16 protein-coding genes are annotated in these 14,998 nt (G+C 73.2%); 5 read left to right on the forward strand and 11 right to left on the reverse strand.

The window, feature by feature from the left end:
• Positions 1-142: 142 nt before the first annotated feature.
• The 4 genes from ACFVHV_RS28175 to map form a co-directional block, all read right to left on the reverse strand.
• A complete protein-coding gene (locus ACFVHV_RS28175) occupies positions 143-1,654 on the reverse strand; it encodes an alpha/beta hydrolase (RefSeq protein WP_380354526.1) in 1,512 nt (503 codons plus the stop codon).
• Between the two features lie 192 nt (positions 1,655-1,846).
• A complete protein-coding gene (locus tag ACFVHV_RS28180) occupies positions 1,847-2,272 on the reverse strand; it encodes a thioesterase family protein (RefSeq protein WP_359912486.1) in 426 nt (141 codons plus the stop codon).
• Between the two features lie 99 nt (positions 2,273-2,371).
• The gene (locus ACFVHV_RS28185; protein WP_380354529.1) at positions 2,372-3,067 is read right to left on the reverse strand and encodes an HAD family hydrolase; all 696 of its coding nucleotides are present in this window, start codon (positions 3,065-3,067) and stop codon (positions 2,372-2,374) included.
• 40 nt (positions 3,068-3,107) lie between these two features.
• A complete protein-coding gene (gene map, locus ACFVHV_RS28190) occupies positions 3,108-3,875 on the reverse strand; it encodes a type I methionyl aminopeptidase (RefSeq protein WP_380354532.1) in 768 nt (255 codons plus the stop codon).
• Positions 3,876-3,973: 98 nt separating this feature from the next.
• Here map and ACFVHV_RS28195 point away from each other — a divergent pair, with 98 nt between their 5' ends.
• The 3 genes from ACFVHV_RS28195 to ACFVHV_RS28205 all read left to right on the forward strand — a co-directional run bounded on the left by ACFVHV_RS28195 (position 3,974) and on the right by ACFVHV_RS28205 (position 6,618).
• A complete protein-coding gene (locus tag ACFVHV_RS28195) occupies positions 3,974-4,243 on the forward strand; it encodes a helix-turn-helix transcriptional regulator (protein ID WP_359912472.1) in 270 nt (89 codons plus the stop codon).
• A gap of 268 nt (positions 4,244-4,511) precedes the next feature.
• Positions 4,512-5,549, forward strand: a complete 1,038-nt coding sequence (locus ACFVHV_RS28200; protein WP_380354534.1) for a lysine-2,3-aminomutase-like protein — start codon at positions 4,512-4,514, stop codon at positions 5,547-5,549.
• A gap of 106 nt (positions 5,550-5,655) precedes the next feature.
• Entirely contained in the window at positions 5,656-6,618 is a 963-nt protein-coding gene (locus ACFVHV_RS28205; RefSeq protein ID WP_380354536.1) for a DMT family transporter, read from the forward strand.
• Positions 6,619-6,780: 162 nt separating this feature from the next.
• Here the strand turns inward: ACFVHV_RS28205 and ACFVHV_RS28210 are convergent, their stop codons facing one another.
• Genes ACFVHV_RS28210 through ACFVHV_RS28220 form a run of 3 tightly spaced genes read right to left on the reverse strand, consistent with a single transcriptional unit; the run spans position 6,781 to position 10,058 of the window.
• Positions 6,781-8,175: an ABC transporter substrate-binding protein gene (locus ACFVHV_RS28210; RefSeq protein ID WP_380354539.1), complete on the reverse strand. Its 1,395-nt coding sequence runs from the start codon at positions 8,173-8,175 to the stop codon at positions 6,781-6,783.
• A 51-nt stretch (positions 8,176-8,226) separates the two neighbouring features.
• The gene (locus ACFVHV_RS28215; protein WP_380354542.1) at positions 8,227-9,129 is read right to left on the reverse strand and encodes a carbohydrate ABC transporter permease; all 903 of its coding nucleotides are present in this window, start codon (positions 9,127-9,129) and stop codon (positions 8,227-8,229) included.
• Positions 9,126-10,058 (reverse strand): sugar ABC transporter permease, encoded by a 933-nt coding sequence (locus ACFVHV_RS28220; RefSeq protein WP_359912458.1) that lies wholly within the window; start codon positions 10,056-10,058, stop codon positions 9,126-9,128. Before ACFVHV_RS28220 ends, ACFVHV_RS28215 begins: the two co-directional genes overlap by 4 nt.
• Before the next feature lie 226 nt (positions 10,059-10,284).
• On the opposite strand from ACFVHV_RS28220, the gene ACFVHV_RS28225 reads away from it, so the two are divergent.
• A complete protein-coding gene (locus ACFVHV_RS28225) occupies positions 10,285-10,971 on the forward strand; it encodes an SMI1/KNR4 family protein (protein WP_359912455.1) in 687 nt (228 codons plus the stop codon).
• Between the two features lie 65 nt (positions 10,972-11,036).
• On the opposite strand, the gene ACFVHV_RS28230 is transcribed toward ACFVHV_RS28225, so the two are convergent.
• The 3 genes from ACFVHV_RS28230 to ACFVHV_RS28240 form a co-directional block, all read right to left on the reverse strand.
• Positions 11,037-11,798, reverse strand: coding sequence for an SDR family NAD(P)-dependent oxidoreductase (locus ACFVHV_RS28230; protein WP_380354546.1), 762 nt, complete (start codon positions 11,796-11,798; stop codon positions 11,037-11,039).
• The gene (locus tag ACFVHV_RS28235) at positions 11,795-13,222 is read right to left on the reverse strand and encodes an MFS transporter (protein WP_380354549.1); all 1,428 of its coding nucleotides are present in this window, start codon (positions 13,220-13,222) and stop codon (positions 11,795-11,797) included. The genes ACFVHV_RS28230 and ACFVHV_RS28235 overlap by 4 nt, the downstream gene beginning before the upstream one ends.
• A 77-nt stretch (positions 13,223-13,299) precedes the next feature.
• On the reverse strand, positions 13,300-13,878 hold the full coding sequence (locus ACFVHV_RS28240) for a helix-turn-helix domain-containing protein (protein ID WP_359912446.1): 579 nt from the start codon (positions 13,876-13,878) through the stop codon (positions 13,300-13,302).
• A gap of 152 nt (positions 13,879-14,030) precedes the next feature.
• On the opposite strand from ACFVHV_RS28240, the gene ACFVHV_RS28245 reads away from it, so the two are divergent.
• Positions 14,031-14,504 (forward strand): DoxX family protein, encoded by a 474-nt coding sequence (locus tag ACFVHV_RS28245; RefSeq protein ID WP_359912443.1) that lies wholly within the window; start codon positions 14,031-14,033, stop codon positions 14,502-14,504.
• A gap of 57 nt (positions 14,505-14,561) precedes the next feature.
• Here ACFVHV_RS28245 and ACFVHV_RS28250 read toward each other — a convergent pair whose 3' ends face one another.
• A complete protein-coding gene (locus ACFVHV_RS28250) occupies positions 14,562-14,873 on the reverse strand; it encodes an MTH1187 family thiamine-binding protein (RefSeq protein ID WP_359912440.1) in 312 nt (103 codons plus the stop codon).
• Between the last annotated feature and the right edge of the window lie 125 nt (positions 14,874-14,998).

Here is a 14,998-nt window from a genome sequence, read left to right on the forward strand (position 1 = left end):
GTGGGGGGCGGGTGCCGGTGAAGGATTGTCACAAAATCGCGACGGATTCGACTCATTCCCGAGGGCCGAACGGGCGTGCACGCAGGAACAAGGGCCGTTCGTCCACGACCCGTTGCCCCCGCGCGCCACCTCCCGCCCCCGCTCAGCCCGCCGGGCAGAAGACGTCCCGGGCCGGGCGGCGGCCGGTGACCAGGTAGTCCGTCACCACCTGGTCGCCGCAGGCGTTCCCGTTGGCCCGGTACACGTCGTGGCCGCCCGAGTCCACCGCGACCATCCGCGCCCGGTCCCCGAAGGCCGCCCGCAGCTTGAGCGCACCGGCGTACGGCGTCGCGGGGTCGCGCAGGTTCTGCGTGAGCAGCACGTTGGCCGGGCCGCGGTCGGTCACCCGCACCGGCGGCTCGGCGGGCGCGAACGGCCAGAAGGCACAGGGCATCACGTTCACCGGCAGGCCGGCGGTGAGCGGACGGGCGGCGCGGTCCGCGGTGACGGCCTTGGCGTAGCTCGCCGGGTCGGTGGGCCACTTGACGTCGTTGCAGAGGGTGCCGACCGAGACGGCGAGGGTGTTCTGCACCGCCCGCAGCTCCCGCTCGCCCGGCTTGGGCGCGGCGGGCAGCGGAGCACGGCCGAGACCGGCCAGCATCAGCCGGGCGAGGACCGGGAACTTCGCGTCCGCGTACATGCTCTCCAGCAGGGTCTCGCGCAGCACGTTGCCGTTCAGCTCCGCCGGGTTGGCGCCCTCCCAGGGCAGCGGGGCCCGGTCGAGGCGGGCGGCGAGGTCGAGGAAGAGCGGGCGGACCTCCTCGGGGGTGTCCGCGACCCGGTCCGGGTTGTCCGGGGCCGACGCCCAGGCGGCGAAGTCGGGGAAGCGGTCCTCCACGCCCCGGCCGTAGTTGTCCAGCCAGCCGCGCCCGACCCGGGTCGGGTCCGGGTCGTCGTTGCTGTCCAGCACGATCCGGTCGGTGCGCTCGGGGAACATGGTGGCGTAGACCGCGCCCGCGTAGGTGCCGTACGAGACGCCCCACAGGGAGAGGCGGCGCTCGCCGAGGGCGCGGCGGACACTGTCGATGTCGCGGGCCTCGTTGGCGGTGGAGATGCTGCGCAGCACCGGGCCGCCGTTGCGCGCGCAGGTCTCGGCGACGCGGCGGGCGGTGGCCAGGTTCCCGTCGATCGAGCCGTCGGCGGCCGGCCAGGGACGCACCTTGACCATCGACAGGTCGGCGGTGTCCAGTCCGCAGCTGACCGGGGTGGAACGGCCGACGCCGCGCGGGTCGAAGCCGACCACGTCGTAGCGGTCCCGGACGGACTGCGGCAGGTGCCCCGCCATGCCGTGGACGAGGTCGAGGCTGGAGCCGCCCGGTCCGCCGGGGACGGCCAGCAGCACGCCGCGGCGCAGGCCTGGATCGGCGGCGGTGATCCGGGAGACGGCGAGGGTGATGCGGGGGCCGTTCGGGTCGGCGTAGTCCAGCGGGACGGCGACCTCGGCGCAGCGCTGGGGGCTGTCGGCCGGGGCGTCCGGACAGGCGGCCCAGGCCAGGCCGTCCCTTCCGGACGGTGCGGTGCCGGTCGCGCCGGCGGGCAGGGCGCTCAGCGCGGTCACGGCGAGGGCGGCGGCCGCGGTGACCGCGGCGGTGATGGTGCGGGTGGGCTTCGTCATGCCCAAGAGTCTGCTGCGGTACGGGACTTGGTCCCATCCGGGCAGCGGGCCGGTCGGGGGTGGGGAAATCCCCCGGGGACGGGGTGGAGACCGCCGTCGGTCGCGGTCTCCAGCCGTGGAGGGTGGGGGCGGTGGGCGGGGCCGGTTTCGCCGGGCCGGGTTCGCCGGACCGGGTTCGCCGGGCCTGTTCGCTCAGAGGCCGAGCAGGCCCGGGTCGGCGGCCAGGGCGCGCAGCGGCTCGCGCGGGTCGGCGACCAGCCTGCGCTCCGTCAGGTCGAGGATGCCGCCGACGCCGGTGATCTCGGCGGCCAGCACGCCGTCCTCGCGGACCAGCCGCTGCACCAGCTGGAAGGTCTTGCCCTCCCGCCAGGTGAACGAGCAGCCCACCTCCACCGAGTCTCCCGCGCGCAGCTCCCGCAGGTACTTGACCGTGGTCTCCAGGACGACCGGGCCGACCCCCTCGGCGACCAGGTCCGCCTGGCGGATCCCGGCCGCCCGGAGGTACTCCCAGCGGGCGTGCTCGGCGTACTGGAGGTAGACCGCCTGGTTGAGGTGACCCTGGGAGTCGGTCTCGTACCCGCGGACGGTGATGCGTGTGGTGAAGTCCTGATCACTCATGCCCGCACGCTACTCCGGGCCGCGGGCGCGCCACCTCGTGTCCTGCGTCACCCCCGTCATGCCGTCAGGCCGTCACCCCGTCGGGTCCGGCCTCCGGGATCACCCGGTCAGGACGTCCAGCACCGGCGTGAGGGCGTCCGGGCGCCGGTCGACGGGCAGGTGCTCGACGGGGTGGAAGCCGCAGCCGAGCGCGGTCGCACCGCCGTCGCAGGTGCGGTCGTCGCCGACCATCAGGACGTCGGCCGGGGCGAGCCCGAGCCGCTCGCAGGCGGTCTCGAAGATCACCGGATCGGGCTTCTGCGCGCCGACCTCGTACGACAGCACGTAGACGTCGACCAGCTCCGCCAGACCGTACGCGCGGAAGACCGGCCGCAGGTCCCAGCCGATGTTGCTCACCACCGCGACCGGCACGCCCCGGCGGCGCAGCTCGCGCAGCACGGCGGCGGTGTCCGGGTACGGCCGCCAGTTCGCGGGCGCCCAGTGGGACTCGTAGAGGGCGTCCACGTCGAGGGCGGCGGGCGGCTCGGCGTCGCGGGTCAGCGCTGTGTACGCGGCCCGGTGCAGCTCGGGGGTCAAGTCCCGGGTGTCCCACGCCGGCTGGACCTCCGGCCGGATCCGCCGCGGCGGCACCCCGCCGGGCAGGGCACCGAACTCCTCCAGCCGGGCCACCAGTTCGGCCTCCTCCCGGGCCGGCAGGACGAGGCCGGTGGCGGCGGTGTGGGCCGCCAGCCACTCGGCGGTGGAGACGACGCCGAAGAGGGTGCCGGAGAAATCGAACATCACGCCTTTGGTCATGGACCCCGAGCTTAGGGCGTGCCATGTGGATCTTGTCGGATCAGAGCAGGGTGAGAATGCGCGGACCGTCCTCGGTGATGGCGACGGTGTGCTCGACGTGGGCGGCGCGGCTGCCGTCGACGGTGCGCAGGGTCCAGCCGTCCGGATCGGTGCGGTGGTCGTCGCGCCCGCCGGCCAGCAGCATCGGCTCGATCGCCAGCACCAGGCCGGGGCGCAGCGGGTAACCCCGCCCCGGGCGGCCCTCGTTGGCCACGTGCGGGTCCTCGTGCATCCGGCGGCCGATGCCGTGCCCGCCGTAGCCGTCCAGCAGGCCGTAGCGGCCGGCGCGGGCGACGGTGCCGATGGCGTGGGCGATGTCCCCGGTCCGGTTGCCGACCACGGCGGCGGCGATGCCCGCTTCCAGGGCGCGCCGGGTGGTCTCGATCAGGGCGGTGTCCTCGGGGCGGGCGGTGCCGACGGTGAAGCTGACCGCCGAGTCCCCGGCCCAGCCGTCCAGGAGGGCGCCGCAGTCGATGCTCACCAGGTCGCCGTCGCGCAGCCGGTAGCCGTTCGGGATGCCGTGCACCACGGCGTCGTTCACCGAGGCGCAGATGACGGCCGGGAACGGAACGGGCGCGAAGGACGGGCGGTAGCCGAGGAACGGCGAGGCGGCCCCGGCGGCCTTGAGCACGCCCCGCGCCACCTCGTCCAGCTCCAGCAGGCTCACGCCGGGCGCCGCCTGCTCCCGGACGGCCGCCAGCGCCTGCGCGACCACCCGTCCGGCCTCGCGCATCGCGGCCAGCCCGGCGTCCGACTTGAGTTCGACCATGGTGCTTCTCTCCCCTGGATCCAATTCTTATACCGGTATTTGTATCACGGTCGCGGGGCATGGACGCCGGGCGGCGAGGGGGCCGTAGACTCGTCGGCATGGTGAGGACTCCGCTGACCCCGTGGGAGCGCGAGCGCGGCGAGCGCTTCGGGGCGCTGCTGCGCGAGGCGCGCGGCGAGCGCAGCATGGTCGAGGTGGCCGCGGCGGCCGGCGTCTCGGCCGAGACGCTGCGGAAGATCGAGACCGGCCGGGCGCCGACGCCGTCCTTCTTCACCATCGCGGCACTGGCCTTCGCGCTCGACCTGTCCATGGACGAACTGGCCGCCGCGTGCGCGCCCCCGGAGAGCGGCGAGGCGCTCTCCGCCTAGCGCACCGCTCCGCGGCGCCCGTACGCGGACCGTTAACATCCGGTGACGCGGCCTCCCGGATATTGTCACAATCAAAACTTGACGCGTTTATGCCACCGGACTAGCGTCGTCGTTCGTCGGCCTTCTTGGTTTTCACCGCCGAATCGATTTCCGAAGCCCTCCTCAAATCCCGTGATGATGTCGCTCGCGGGAATTTCGGTGTCCGTCGAAACGCGACGCGGCACCGTCCGCCGAACGATCTTCATCGGTTTCCCCAGGAGCTGAAGACATGGTCGCCCCGCGCCCGATTCGCACGCCCAAGGAACTGCTCGCACAGCAACTCGTCCCCGAGGAAGAATTCGCGACGATCACCGACGTCGCCAAGAAGTACGCCCTGAGCATCACCCCCGCCATGCGCGACCGGATCGTCGGGCCCGACGACCCGATCGCCCGTCAGTTCGTGCCCACCGGACAGGAATTGATCTCCCTGCCGGAGGAGCGGGAGGACCCGATCGGCGACGACCCCTTCACCCCCGTCAAGGGCATCACCCACCGCTACCCGGACCGGGTCCTGCTCAAGCCGGTGCTGGTGTGCCCCGTGTACTGCCGGTTCTGCTTCCGCCGGGAGGTGGTCGGCCCCGGCGACTCCATGCTGAAGGAGGGCCAGCTCGCCACCGCTCTGGACTACATCCGCAGTCACCCGGAGATCTGGGAGGTGATCTTCACCGGGGGCGACCCGCTGATCATGTCCCCGAGCCGGCTGCGGCCGATCCTGGCGGCGCTCGACGCCATCGAGCACGTCAAGGTGATCCGCTTCCACACCCGGGTGCCGGTGGTGGATCCGGACCGGGTGACCGAGGAACTGGTCGGGGCGCTCACCCTGGACACCCCGGTCTGGGTCGTCGTGCACACCAACCACAGCCAGGAGATCGGCCCCGGCGCCCGTCGCGCACTGCGGCTGCTGGCCGGCTCCGGCATCCCGCTGGTCAGCCAGACGGTGCTGCTCAAGGGGGTCAACGACACCCCCGAGGCGCTGGAGGACCTGTTCCGCACCCTGATCGTGAACCGGGTCAAGCCGTACTACCTGCACCACGGCGACCTCGCCGTCGGCACCAGCCACTTCCGCACCACCATCGCGGAGGGGCAGGCGCTCGTCCGCTGGCTGCGCGGCCGGGTCTCGGGCATGTGCCAGCCGACGTACGTGCTCGACATCCCCGGCGGCCACGGCAAGGTGCCGATCGGCCCGGGCTACCTGAACGGCGACGGGACCGTGACCGACCCGTGGGGCATCACCCACACCTACCCGCCCCGGAGCAGCACGGACTGACCCTGCGGCAGTGCCCGGGGAGCCGACCGGTCCGACGAGCGCCGAGCACTGAAACGACCGAGCACCGAGGACCGACCGCCCGACGCCGAAGGGAACCCACCGGCCCATGGTCACCGAACCCACCCCGTGCCGACCGGACTCCGCCGTCCCGACCCGCTCCCGGAGCTCCGCGACCGGCGTGATCGGCAACGCCGTCCGCCACCCGGGCGGAACGCTGACCCTGATCGGGGCCTCGGCGATCTGGGGCCTGTGGACCACCGCGGAGAAGTACGCCCTGCGCGGGCTCCCGGTCGTGACGGTGCTCGCCGTCTCCCTGGTCACCGCCGCCGCCCTGCCCTGGGCCCTCCTGCTCCGCCGGGGCCACCGGCGCCCGCCGCGCGACCAGCTGCGGCGGCTCGCCCTCCTCGGGCTGTTCGAGCCGATGGTCGGGTACGGGGCGATCGGGCTGGGGATGGCGCACATCGACGCGACCCAGGCCTCCGTCCTGCGCGGCTCGGAGGCCTGCTTCGTGGTCGCGCTGGCCGCGCTGGCCGGCCGCCGGGCACCCACGCCGCGCGCCGTCGGCGGCGTGGTACTGGGTGCGGTGGGCATCGCGGCGCTGGGCGGCAGCCACGCCGTGTTCGGGCTCGGTACGGGGGACCTCCTCGTCCTGCTCGGCACGGTGGCGGCCGCGGCGGCCACCATCCTCACCGGACGGATCGTCCGGGACACCGATCCGCTGGTCGCCACGGCCTACCAGTTCGGCTTCGGGCTGCTGTTCACCGTGCCGCTGATCGCCGGTCAGTGGCTGCTGGGCGGCGACCTGACCAGCGGCGGGGCCGGCCCGCTGCACTGGCTGGTCGCGGCCGGGGTCTGCGGCGGCGGGCTGGCGGGCGCGTTCCTGATGTACAACCGCGCCGTGACCCGGACCCCGGTCACCACGGCGGGCGTGCTGCTGAACATCATCCCGGTGTTCGGGCTCGCCTTCGCGGTGCTGCTGCTGGGCGAGCGCATCGACGCCTGGCAGTACGGCGGGGCCGCGCTGATCCTGGCCGGGATCTTCCTCTTCTCCGAGGCGGACACGGCGTAGCGGCGGCCCCGACGGCGGCGGCCCGCCCTGCGCGCGGTGCGCGGGGCGGGCCGTCGTCGTGCCGGCGTTCGGCCGCAGCGGTTCCGAAGGTCAGCCGCGGCGGCTCCGGCGTTCGACCGCGGCGGTTCGTCCGCGGCCTCTCCGTCGTTCGGCCGGGGCGGTTCAGCCGACCGAGCTGTTGTAGCTCTCGATCGCCGGCTGGAGCTCCTTCGCGGCGTCGGCCAGGGCCTGCTGGGCCGGCTTGGTGCCCGCGATGGCCTGCTCGATCGCGGTCTCCACGCCCTTGCGGGCCTGCGGCATCACGCCGAGCAGGCAGCCGGCCGTGGCCGGGGTCGGCTTGGTGGCCTTCAGCTGGTCGATCGCGGTCTGGAACTGCGGGTACTTGGCCACCCACTCCTTGTCCTTGGGGTCGTCCAGGGACTTGGTGTTGACCGGGAAGTAGCCGGTGCCGGTGTGCCAGACGGCCTGCTGCTCGGGGGCGGAGACGAACTTCTCGAACTCCCAGGCGGCGCGCTTCTCGGCGTCCGAGTGGCCGGGGCCGCTGATCCACAGCGAGGCGCCGCCGATCACCGGGCCGCCCTGGTCGGCGGCGTCGACCTTGGGGAAGGCCGCGGTGCCGACGCCGAACTTCGCGGCCTCGGTGTAGCCGCGCAGCACGCCGGTGGACTCCAGGTGCATCGCGACCGTGCCGGCCTTGAACGCGGCCTGGGCGTCGTCGGTGGTGCGGCCGGTGTTGGCCGCGTAGCCGCCCTTGACCAGGTCGGCCCACCACTGGACGATCCGGGCGCCCTGGGCGGAGTCGAAGACGACCTTGCCCGCCTTGTTGCCGCGGCCGTTGTCGTTGTCGCAGTACATGGCGCCGGACTCGGCGAGCAGCTGCTCCACGAACCAGCCGTAGATGGCGGCGCCGAAGCCGTACCGGACGGTCTTGCCGTCGGCGTCCTTCTTCGTCAGCTTCTTGGCCAGCTCGCCCAGCTCGTTGAGGTCCTTGGGCGCCTGCGCCGGGTCGAGGCCGGCCTCCTTGAAGGCGTCGCTGTTCAGGTAGAGCAGCGGCATCGAGGAGTTGAACGGCATCGACTGGAGCTTGCCGCCGACCGAGTAGTAGTTGCGGATGTTGGCGTCGAGGTCGTCCAGCGAGTAGCCGTCCTTGTCGGCGAAGGCCTGGGCCGGGACGGTCTGCTTGGAGTCGATCATGAACCGGGTGCCGATGTCGTAGACCTGTGCCAGGGCGGGGGTGCCCTTCTGCTGCACGGCGGCCTTGTACTTGGTGACCAGCTCGTCGTACTTGCCCTGGAACTGCGCCTTGACCTCGACCTTGCCCTGGTGGGCGGCGTTGAACTGGCCGACCAGCCCGTTCAGCACGTCGGCGTTCTTGCCGGTCATCGAGTGCCAGAACTCCACGGTGGTGACACCGGAGGCCTGGTCGAGCGCCTGGGCGCCGGGCGCTCCGGCGTCGGAGGAGCCTCCGGAGCCGGAACCGGAGCCGCTGGAGCTGCAGGCGGTCAGGGAAAGGCCGGCCACCAGCAGGGCCGCGAGCGCGCGCGCACTCTTCTTCACGAGGGTTCTCTCTCTATCCGGGAAAGCGGGGGACGTGGACGGGACACCCGGTCAGCGGACGGCGCCCGCGGTGAGGCCGCGGACGATGAAGCGCTGGCCGAAGACCACCAGGGCGAGGGTGGGCAGCAGGGAGAGCACGACACCGGCCAGGATCAGCCCGGGATCGGCCATCTCGGAGTCGCGCAGCGAGGTCAGACCGATCTGGAGGGTCTGCATGTTCGCCGTGCGGGTGATGATCAGCGGCCAGAAGTACTGGTTCCAGGCCGACAGGAAGACGTAGATCGACAGCGCCGCGAGGGCAGGCTTGTTGAGCGGGACGACGATCCGCCACAGGAACCGCCAGTGGCCGGTCCCGTCGATCCGGGCCGCGTCGCGCAGTTCGCCGGGCAGCTGGCGGAAGGCCTGGCGCAGCATGAAGGTGCCGAAGCCGGAGGCCAGGAAGGGCAGCACCAGGCCGAAGTAGGTGTTGCCGAGCCCCCAGCCGGACAGCGTCAGGTAGTTGGGGATGATGATGGCCTCCCACGGGACCATCAGCGTGGCCAGGAACACCCCGAACACCACGGCCCGGGCCTTCATCGGCAGGAACACGAACGCGTACGCGGCGAGCACCGAGGTGAACAGCTGGGCGAGCGTGATGACGGTCGCCACGATCGCCGAGTTGGCGTACTGGCGGGCCAGCGGGATGGCCTCCACGGCGCCGGAGAAGTTCCGTCCGGTGACCGAGTGCGGCACCAGGGCCGGCGGGTAGGAGGAGAGTTCGGACGGGCCCATGAAGGCGCCGGCGATCGCGTAGTAGACCGGGAAGGCCACGGTGACGACCGCGACGGCGAGCAGCAGGTAGACGGCGGCGCGGCCGAGCAGGTCGCGCGGGGAGCGCCCGGCGAGGGCGCGGGCGCGCGGGCGGGGCGCCTCGGCCCGCGCCCCGGTCTCGGTCTCGGTGGTCAGGGTGGTCATGCGTAGTGCACCTTCCGCTCCAGGACGCCGAACTGGACGGCCGTGCAGGCGAGGACGACCACGAGCAGCACCACGGCCTGGGCGCTCGCGGTGCCGAAGTCGCTGGAGCCGTAGGCGAAGGCCTTCTCGTAGACGGAGTAGACGAGGGTCCGGGTGGAGCCGTCCGGCCCGCCCTTGGTGAGGATGTGGATCTGGCCGAAGCTCTGGAGCGCGTGGACGGTGGAGACAACGGTCAGGAAGAACAGGTTCGGTCCGAGCATCGGGACGGTGATCGAGCGGGCCAGCCGCAGGCCGGAGGCGCCGTCGATGCGGGCCGCCTCCAGGACCTCCCCCGGGATCGAGCCGATGCCCGCGGAGAGCACCAGCACGTTGTAGCCGAGGTTCATCCACACCGTGGTGACGGCCACCGAGAGCAGCGCGTACCGGGAGTCGGTCAGCCAGCCGACCGGGCCGAGGCCGACGTGCGAGAGCAGGCCGTTGAGCACCCCGCTGGCGGGGTTGAAGAACACCGCGAAGACCACCGAGGCGCTGGCCACCGAGAACGCGAAGGGCAGCGCGAACGCCGAGCGCAGCAGCCGCACGCCGCGGATCCGGTTCTCCAGGAGCAGCACCAGCGCCAGCGCGCCGAGCACCCCGGGCACCACGGTGAGCAGGGTGAACAGGGCCGTGGTCGTCAGGGTGCGGCCGAAGTCCGCCGAGGCGAACAGGTCGGTGTAGTGCTTCGTCCCCACGTAGCGGGAGGGCGCGCCGAAGAGGTCGTTGGCGTGCCCGCTGAGGTAGACGGTCCGGCCCAGCGGGTAGCCGATGAAGAGGACGAAGACCACCAGGGAGGGCAGCAGGAAGGCCCAGGCAAGCCCGTGTTCGCCCCAGCGCCCTCCCCGTGGGGAGCGGCGGCCCGGGAGGGGCCCGGTGTGCGGTGCGGTCGGCATCTTTCGCGCGTCCGCCTTTCGTGATGTCGGTTCCGGCCGAAACCGTGTCTTGCCCGAACGACGGCGTGGAAACCCCGTGGTGATCAACGGGTGTCGCCGGGATTACGCGTTCGCGTCAGATCCGGCCGGTCGTGCCCGGACGGGCTGCGGAGGGGCTGCGCAGCGGCGGCGGGCGGGCTGTCGAGCGGTTCACCGCGCTGTCGGAGGGGTGGCGTACGGTGCGCGGGTGGACGAAACGGAATTCGACATCCCGGCGGCAATGGCCGAAAGTGTGCGCTCCCGCGCGGGTGCCTGGGCGCTCGTCAGGGGCTTCGCCGCCTACTGGGGCGAGCCCCTGGGGCCGGCCGACGGCTTCACGGACGAGGAGCTGGACGCGGCCGAGCTGCGGCTGGGCCTGCGGCTGCCGGTGGCGCTGCGCGAGGCGTACCGGCTGTTCGGCCGCCGGGCGGACCTGACCAGCAGCCAGGACGTGCTGCTGACGCCGGACGAGCTGCACGTGCTGGACGGCGCGCTGGTGTACCGGGCGGAGAACCAGGGCTGCGCGCACTGGGGCGTGCCGCTGGACGCCCTCGACCGGGAGGACCCGCCGACGGTGGGCCGGCTCGACCTGGCGGACAAGTCACAGGAGCGGTGGGAGCCCTGGGAGGAGCGCTTCTCCACGGCGGCCGCGGCGATGGCGATGACGGAGAAGCTGCTGGAGGAGCACGAGCTGACCGACTTCCTCGAATTGGAGGACGAACTGCCGGACGGTCTCGTGGAGTTGCCCGCGCTCGGCCGCAACTTCCGCTGGTACCAGGGCCCGGAGGTGCTGGTCGGGGTGGCCGAGGAGGCCTGGGTGGCGGCCCGCGCCCGCACCCCGCAGGCGCTGGACGCGCTCTACGGGGTGCTGCCCGGGGAGTGGCTGGGCGAGTAGCCGGCGGTCAGGCGGAGGAGGTTGCCGGGCGGAGGGGCGGATGGACTGCCCGGCGGAGGGGCGGGTCAGGCGGAGGAGCCGCCGTCCAGCACCAGGTCGCTGCCGACGGTGTACCCCGCCTCGTCGGAGGCCAGGTACAGCACCGCGGCGGCCACCTCTTCCGTCGCGCCGACCCGGCCGACCGGGACCTCGGCCCTCATCCGCTCGGCCTTGGCCTCGGCGTCCTCGCCCGGCCGGGAGGACATCGGGGTGTCCACCGCGCCGGGGCTGACGGTGTTGATCCGCACGCCCTCGGCGATGTGGTCGAGGGCGGCCGCCCGGGTCAGCACGGTGACCGCGGCCTTGCTGGCGGCGTAGGCGCCGACGCCCGCGATCCGCTTGTGGGCACCGAGGTTGGACGAGACGTTGACGATCGCGCCGCCGCCGTGGGCCCGCATGTGGGCGATCTGCGCCTGCATGGCGAGCAGGGTTCCGGTGACGTTGACGCCGATCACCCGCTGCCACTGCGCCTCGTCGATGTCGGCGACCGGGCCGGCGGCGCCGAACACTCCGGCGTTGTTGACGGCGACGTCCAGGCCGCCGAACCGCTCGACGGCCTCCCGGACCAGCCGGGCGGCGTCCTGGGCGTTCGTCACGTCGCCGGTGAGCGCGACCGCCTTGCCGCCGGCCCGCTCGATCAGCTCGACGGTCCCGGCGAGCGGGCCCGCGCCGCGGCCGGCGACCGCGACCCGGGCGCCCTCGCGGGCGAAGGCGAGCGCGATGGCCCGGCCGATGCCGCTGCCGGCGCCGGTGACCAGGACGGACTTGTCGGCGAAACGCGTGGTCATGAGGTGAACTCCTTGATGCGGTCGGTGCGTTCGGTTGCGGTGGAGCTGGTGGAGCTGCTGGGGCTGATGGGTCCGATGGTCCGGGGCAGTGCGGCGACCGCGACGGCGGTGAGCGCCAGCCCGACGGCGGCCGCCGCGAAGGCCGCGGCGTAGCCGCCGACCACGCTCGGGCGGGTGGCGGCGAGCGCCATCAGGGCGGCCAGTCCGGCGGTGGGGCCGAGCTCCATGGCCGTGTTGAACACTCCCGCGGCCAGTCCGGTGTGCTCGGGCGGCACCCCGCCGGTGGCGAGCACGGTCGCACCGGCGAAGGCCGCGGCGGCGCCGGCGGGCAGCAGGAGCAGTCCGGGCAGCAGTCCGAGGGCGTAGCCGCTGCCGGGGCCGAGCCCGGCCAGCAGGCCGAGTCCGGCGGCGGCCAGGGCGAGGCCGCCGGCGGTGACCGCCACCGGGCCGTACCGGACGCTCAGCGGGCCGGCGAGCCGACCGGAGAGCAGCAGGACGGCCGCATAGGGCAGGAAGGCGGCGGAGGTGGCCGCGGCGCTCCAGCCGCGCAGCTGCTGGAGGTAGAGCGACAGCAGGACGAAGGTGAGCGCGGTGCCGGCGGCGGTGGCCATGACGGCCGCGAGCGCGGTGGCCCGGCGCCGGTCGGCGAGGAAGCCGGGTGGCAGCAGCGGGTCGGCGGTGCGGCGTTCGGCGGCGGCGAAGGCCGACAGCAGGAGCACCCCGGCGACCAGCGGGCCGTACGTCCCGGGGCTGCGCCAGCCGTGTTCGGTGGAGGCCACCAGGGCGTAACTCGCCGCGCAGACACCGGCGGTGGCGAGGGCGGCACCGCGCAGGTCCAGCGCCGGGCGGGTGCCGACCGGGGCGGCCGCGGGCAGGGCCGCGGAACGGACGAGGCCGAGCAGCGCGACCAGGACGGGCACCGCGAACAGCCAGCGCCAGGAGACCGCCGCGGCGACCGCGCCCGAGACCACGCTGCCGACGGTGGCGCCGAGCACCGACAGACCGCCCCAGGTGGCCATCGCCCGCCGGTAGGCGGCCGGTTCGGGGTGCAGCACCCGGACCACCGCGACCGCCGCCGGGGCGGTGAGGGCGGCGCCGACGCCCTGCACGAAACGGCTCGCCAGCAGGACGGGGTAGCCGGGCGCGAGGGCGCAGGCGATCGAGGCTGCGGCGAGCAGCGCCAGGCCGGCGCGGAGCACCGGGCGTCCGCCGTGGCGGTCCGTCAGGCGGCCGCCGAGCAGCAGCAGGGAGCTGAAGGAGAGCCCGTAGGCGGCGCTGAGCAGCAGCACCCCGGACGGGCCGAGTCCGAACTCCCGCGCCACCAGCGGCAGCGGCACGGTCAGGATCATGATCGTGAAGATCAGCACCGCCTGGACGACACCGAGCAGCGCGAAGCCGTACCGGCCGGTAGTGATGACGGCCATGTAAAACCCTCCCCCCTATAAAGACCGTTCGGTCAAGAATGAGCCCCGGAAAAGACGCCGGCCCGGACCGGCCGGCGTCAGTCCAGCAGCGCCAGCGCCTGCTCGGCGGCGTCCCGCGCCCGGGGCGCGCCGTCGGCGGTCTTGCCCACCACCCGGATGCCCTGGAGCAGCACGACCAGCATCCGGGCGAGCGTCCGCGGATCCCGCCCGGCGGGCAGTTCGCCCTGCGCGGCGGCCCGCGCCAGGGCGGCGGTGAGCAGCGTCTCCAGGCGGTCGAGGCTCGCCTCCACCCGGCGGGACGCCGCCGGGTCGTGCGGGGCCAGCTCCACCGCCGTGTTGGTGACGAAGCAGCCGCGCCGACCCTCCTCCTCGTCCGTCACGGCGTACCGGCGGACCAGCGCCCGGACCGCCGGCAGTGCCGGGCCGGGCCGGGAGAGGTCGAGCAGCCGTGCCGAGTCGCTCTGCTCGCAGTAGCGCTCCAGCGCCCGCAGGTACAGCTCGCGCTTGCTGCCGAAGGTCGCGTAGATGCTGGCCCGGGCGATGCCGAGCCGCTCGACCAGGTCGGCCATCGACGTCGCCTCGTAGCCGCGCTGCCAGAACAGCTCCAAGGCCGCCTGCAGCGCCGCGTCCGGGTCGAATTCCTTCGTTCGCGCCATGTCGGGAACAGTAGCCCTTTCTGGACCGAGCGGTCAAGAAAGAGCAACTATTGGTCCAGACCTGATCTCTGACGGAGCATTGCCAAGTGGACTAGACCAAGGCTACCCTTACCGCTCCCATCCACCTCCTTCCCCCACAGGAGGCGTTTCGCATGCCCGCACACCGCCCCAACCACCCCCGGCAGACCGCCGACGCCGCCAGACCCGTCGTGCTGACGGCCTTTCGGATCGTCGTCGGCCTGCTCTTCGCCTGCCACGGCGCCGCCTCGCTGTTCGGCGTGCTCGGCGGCGCCAAGGGCGGCGGCACCGTCCCGCTCGGCCAGTGGCCCGGCTGGTGGGCCGCGCTGATCCAGCTGGTCGGCGGCGCCCTGGTGCTGCTCGGCGCCGGCACCAGGGTGGCCGCCCTGCTCTGCTCCGGCTCGATGGCCTACGCCTACTTCACCGTCCACCAGGAGCACGCCCTGCTGCCCCTGCAGAACGGGGGCGAGGCCTCGGTGCTGTTCTGCTGGGCCTTCCTGGCCATCGCGACGCTCGGCTCCGGCCCGTACGCCCTGGACCGGCTGCTCACCCGCCGGCCGCCGGCCGTCGCGGCCGAACCGGCGATCCGGCCGACGTCGACGGTCTGACCGGCTTGCCAGCACCAACTACCGTCTAGCAAAGCCCATCTGACGGTCCATCGGCCATCAGCGGTCCGACGGGCTCCCAGCGGCCAGGTGCCGCTCGACCGAGGCGACCTTGGCGGTGAGGCCGTCGGTGACCCCGGCCCGGTCGTCGATCTTGATGACCGTGCTCACCCGGTTGCCGTACGCCTTCACCGCCTCGATCGCCGCCCTGATCACCGGCATCACCTCGTCCCACTCCCCCTCGATGCTGGTGAACATCGCGTCCGTGCGGTTCGGGAGACCGCTCTCCCGCACCACCCGGACGGCGGCGGCCACCGCCTCCCCCACGTCCTCGCCGATCCCCAGCGGGGTCACCGAAAAGGCTGCGATCACGGCTCTGCGCTCCTTGTGCTGGACGACACTGGTGGCGGGGGGGGGGCGGCCCCCCCCCCCCCCCCCCCGCGGGGGGGGGAGTTTTAAAAAAAAAACAACCCCAACAGCAAACCACAAACGAGGTG

Origin of the sequence: Kitasatospora sp. NPDC127116 (genome assembly GCF_042677365.1) — a bacterium.
Taxonomy (GTDB): Bacteria; Actinomycetota; Actinomycetes; order Streptomycetales; family Streptomycetaceae; genus Kitasatospora; species Kitasatospora lactacystinica.

What these genes read in the sequence shown, in the direction of transcription:
- ACFVHV_RS28175 (WP_380354526.1), bottom strand. Translation starts at nt 1,654, where the DNA reads ATGACGAAGCCCACCCGCACCATCACCGCCGCGGTCACCGCGGCCGCC.
- ACFVHV_RS28180 (WP_359912486.1), bottom strand. Translation starts at nt 2,272, where the DNA reads ATGAGTGATCAGGACTTCACCACACGCATCACCGTCCGCGGGTACGAG.
- ACFVHV_RS28185 (WP_380354529.1), bottom strand. Translation starts at nt 3,067, where the DNA reads ATGACCAAAGGCGTGATGTTCGATTTCTCCGGCACCCTCTTCGGCGTC.
- map (WP_380354532.1), bottom strand. Translation starts at nt 3,875, where the DNA reads ATGGTCGAACTCAAGTCGGACGCCGGGCTGGCCGCGATGCGCGAGGCC.
- ACFVHV_RS28195 (WP_359912472.1), top strand. Translation starts at nt 3,974, where the DNA reads ATGGTGAGGACTCCGCTGACCCCGTGGGAGCGCGAGCGCGGCGAGCGC.
- ACFVHV_RS28200 (WP_380354534.1), top strand. Translation starts at nt 4,512, where the DNA reads ATGGTCGCCCCGCGCCCGATTCGCACGCCCAAGGAACTGCTCGCACAG.
- ACFVHV_RS28205 (WP_380354536.1), top strand. Translation starts at nt 5,656, where the DNA reads ATGGTCACCGAACCCACCCCGTGCCGACCGGACTCCGCCGTCCCGACC.
- ACFVHV_RS28215 (WP_380354542.1), bottom strand. Translation starts at nt 9,129, where the DNA reads ATGACCACCCTGACCACCGAGACCGAGACCGGGGCGCGGGCCGAGGCG.
- ACFVHV_RS28220 (WP_359912458.1), bottom strand. Translation starts at nt 10,058, where the DNA reads ATGCCGACCGCACCGCACACCGGGCCCCTCCCGGGCCGCCGCTCCCCA.
- ACFVHV_RS28230 (WP_380354546.1), bottom strand. Translation starts at nt 11,798, where the DNA reads ATGACCACGCGTTTCGCCGACAAGTCCGTCCTGGTCACCGGCGCCGGC.
- ACFVHV_RS28235 (WP_380354549.1), bottom strand. Translation starts at nt 13,222, where the DNA reads ATGGCCGTCATCACTACCGGCCGGTACGGCTTCGCGCTGCTCGGTGTC.
- ACFVHV_RS28240 (WP_359912446.1), bottom strand. Translation starts at nt 13,878, where the DNA reads ATGGCGCGAACGAAGGAATTCGACCCGGACGCGGCGCTGCAGGCGGCC.
- ACFVHV_RS28245 (WP_359912443.1), top strand. Translation starts at nt 14,031, where the DNA reads ATGCCCGCACACCGCCCCAACCACCCCCGGCAGACCGCCGACGCCGCC.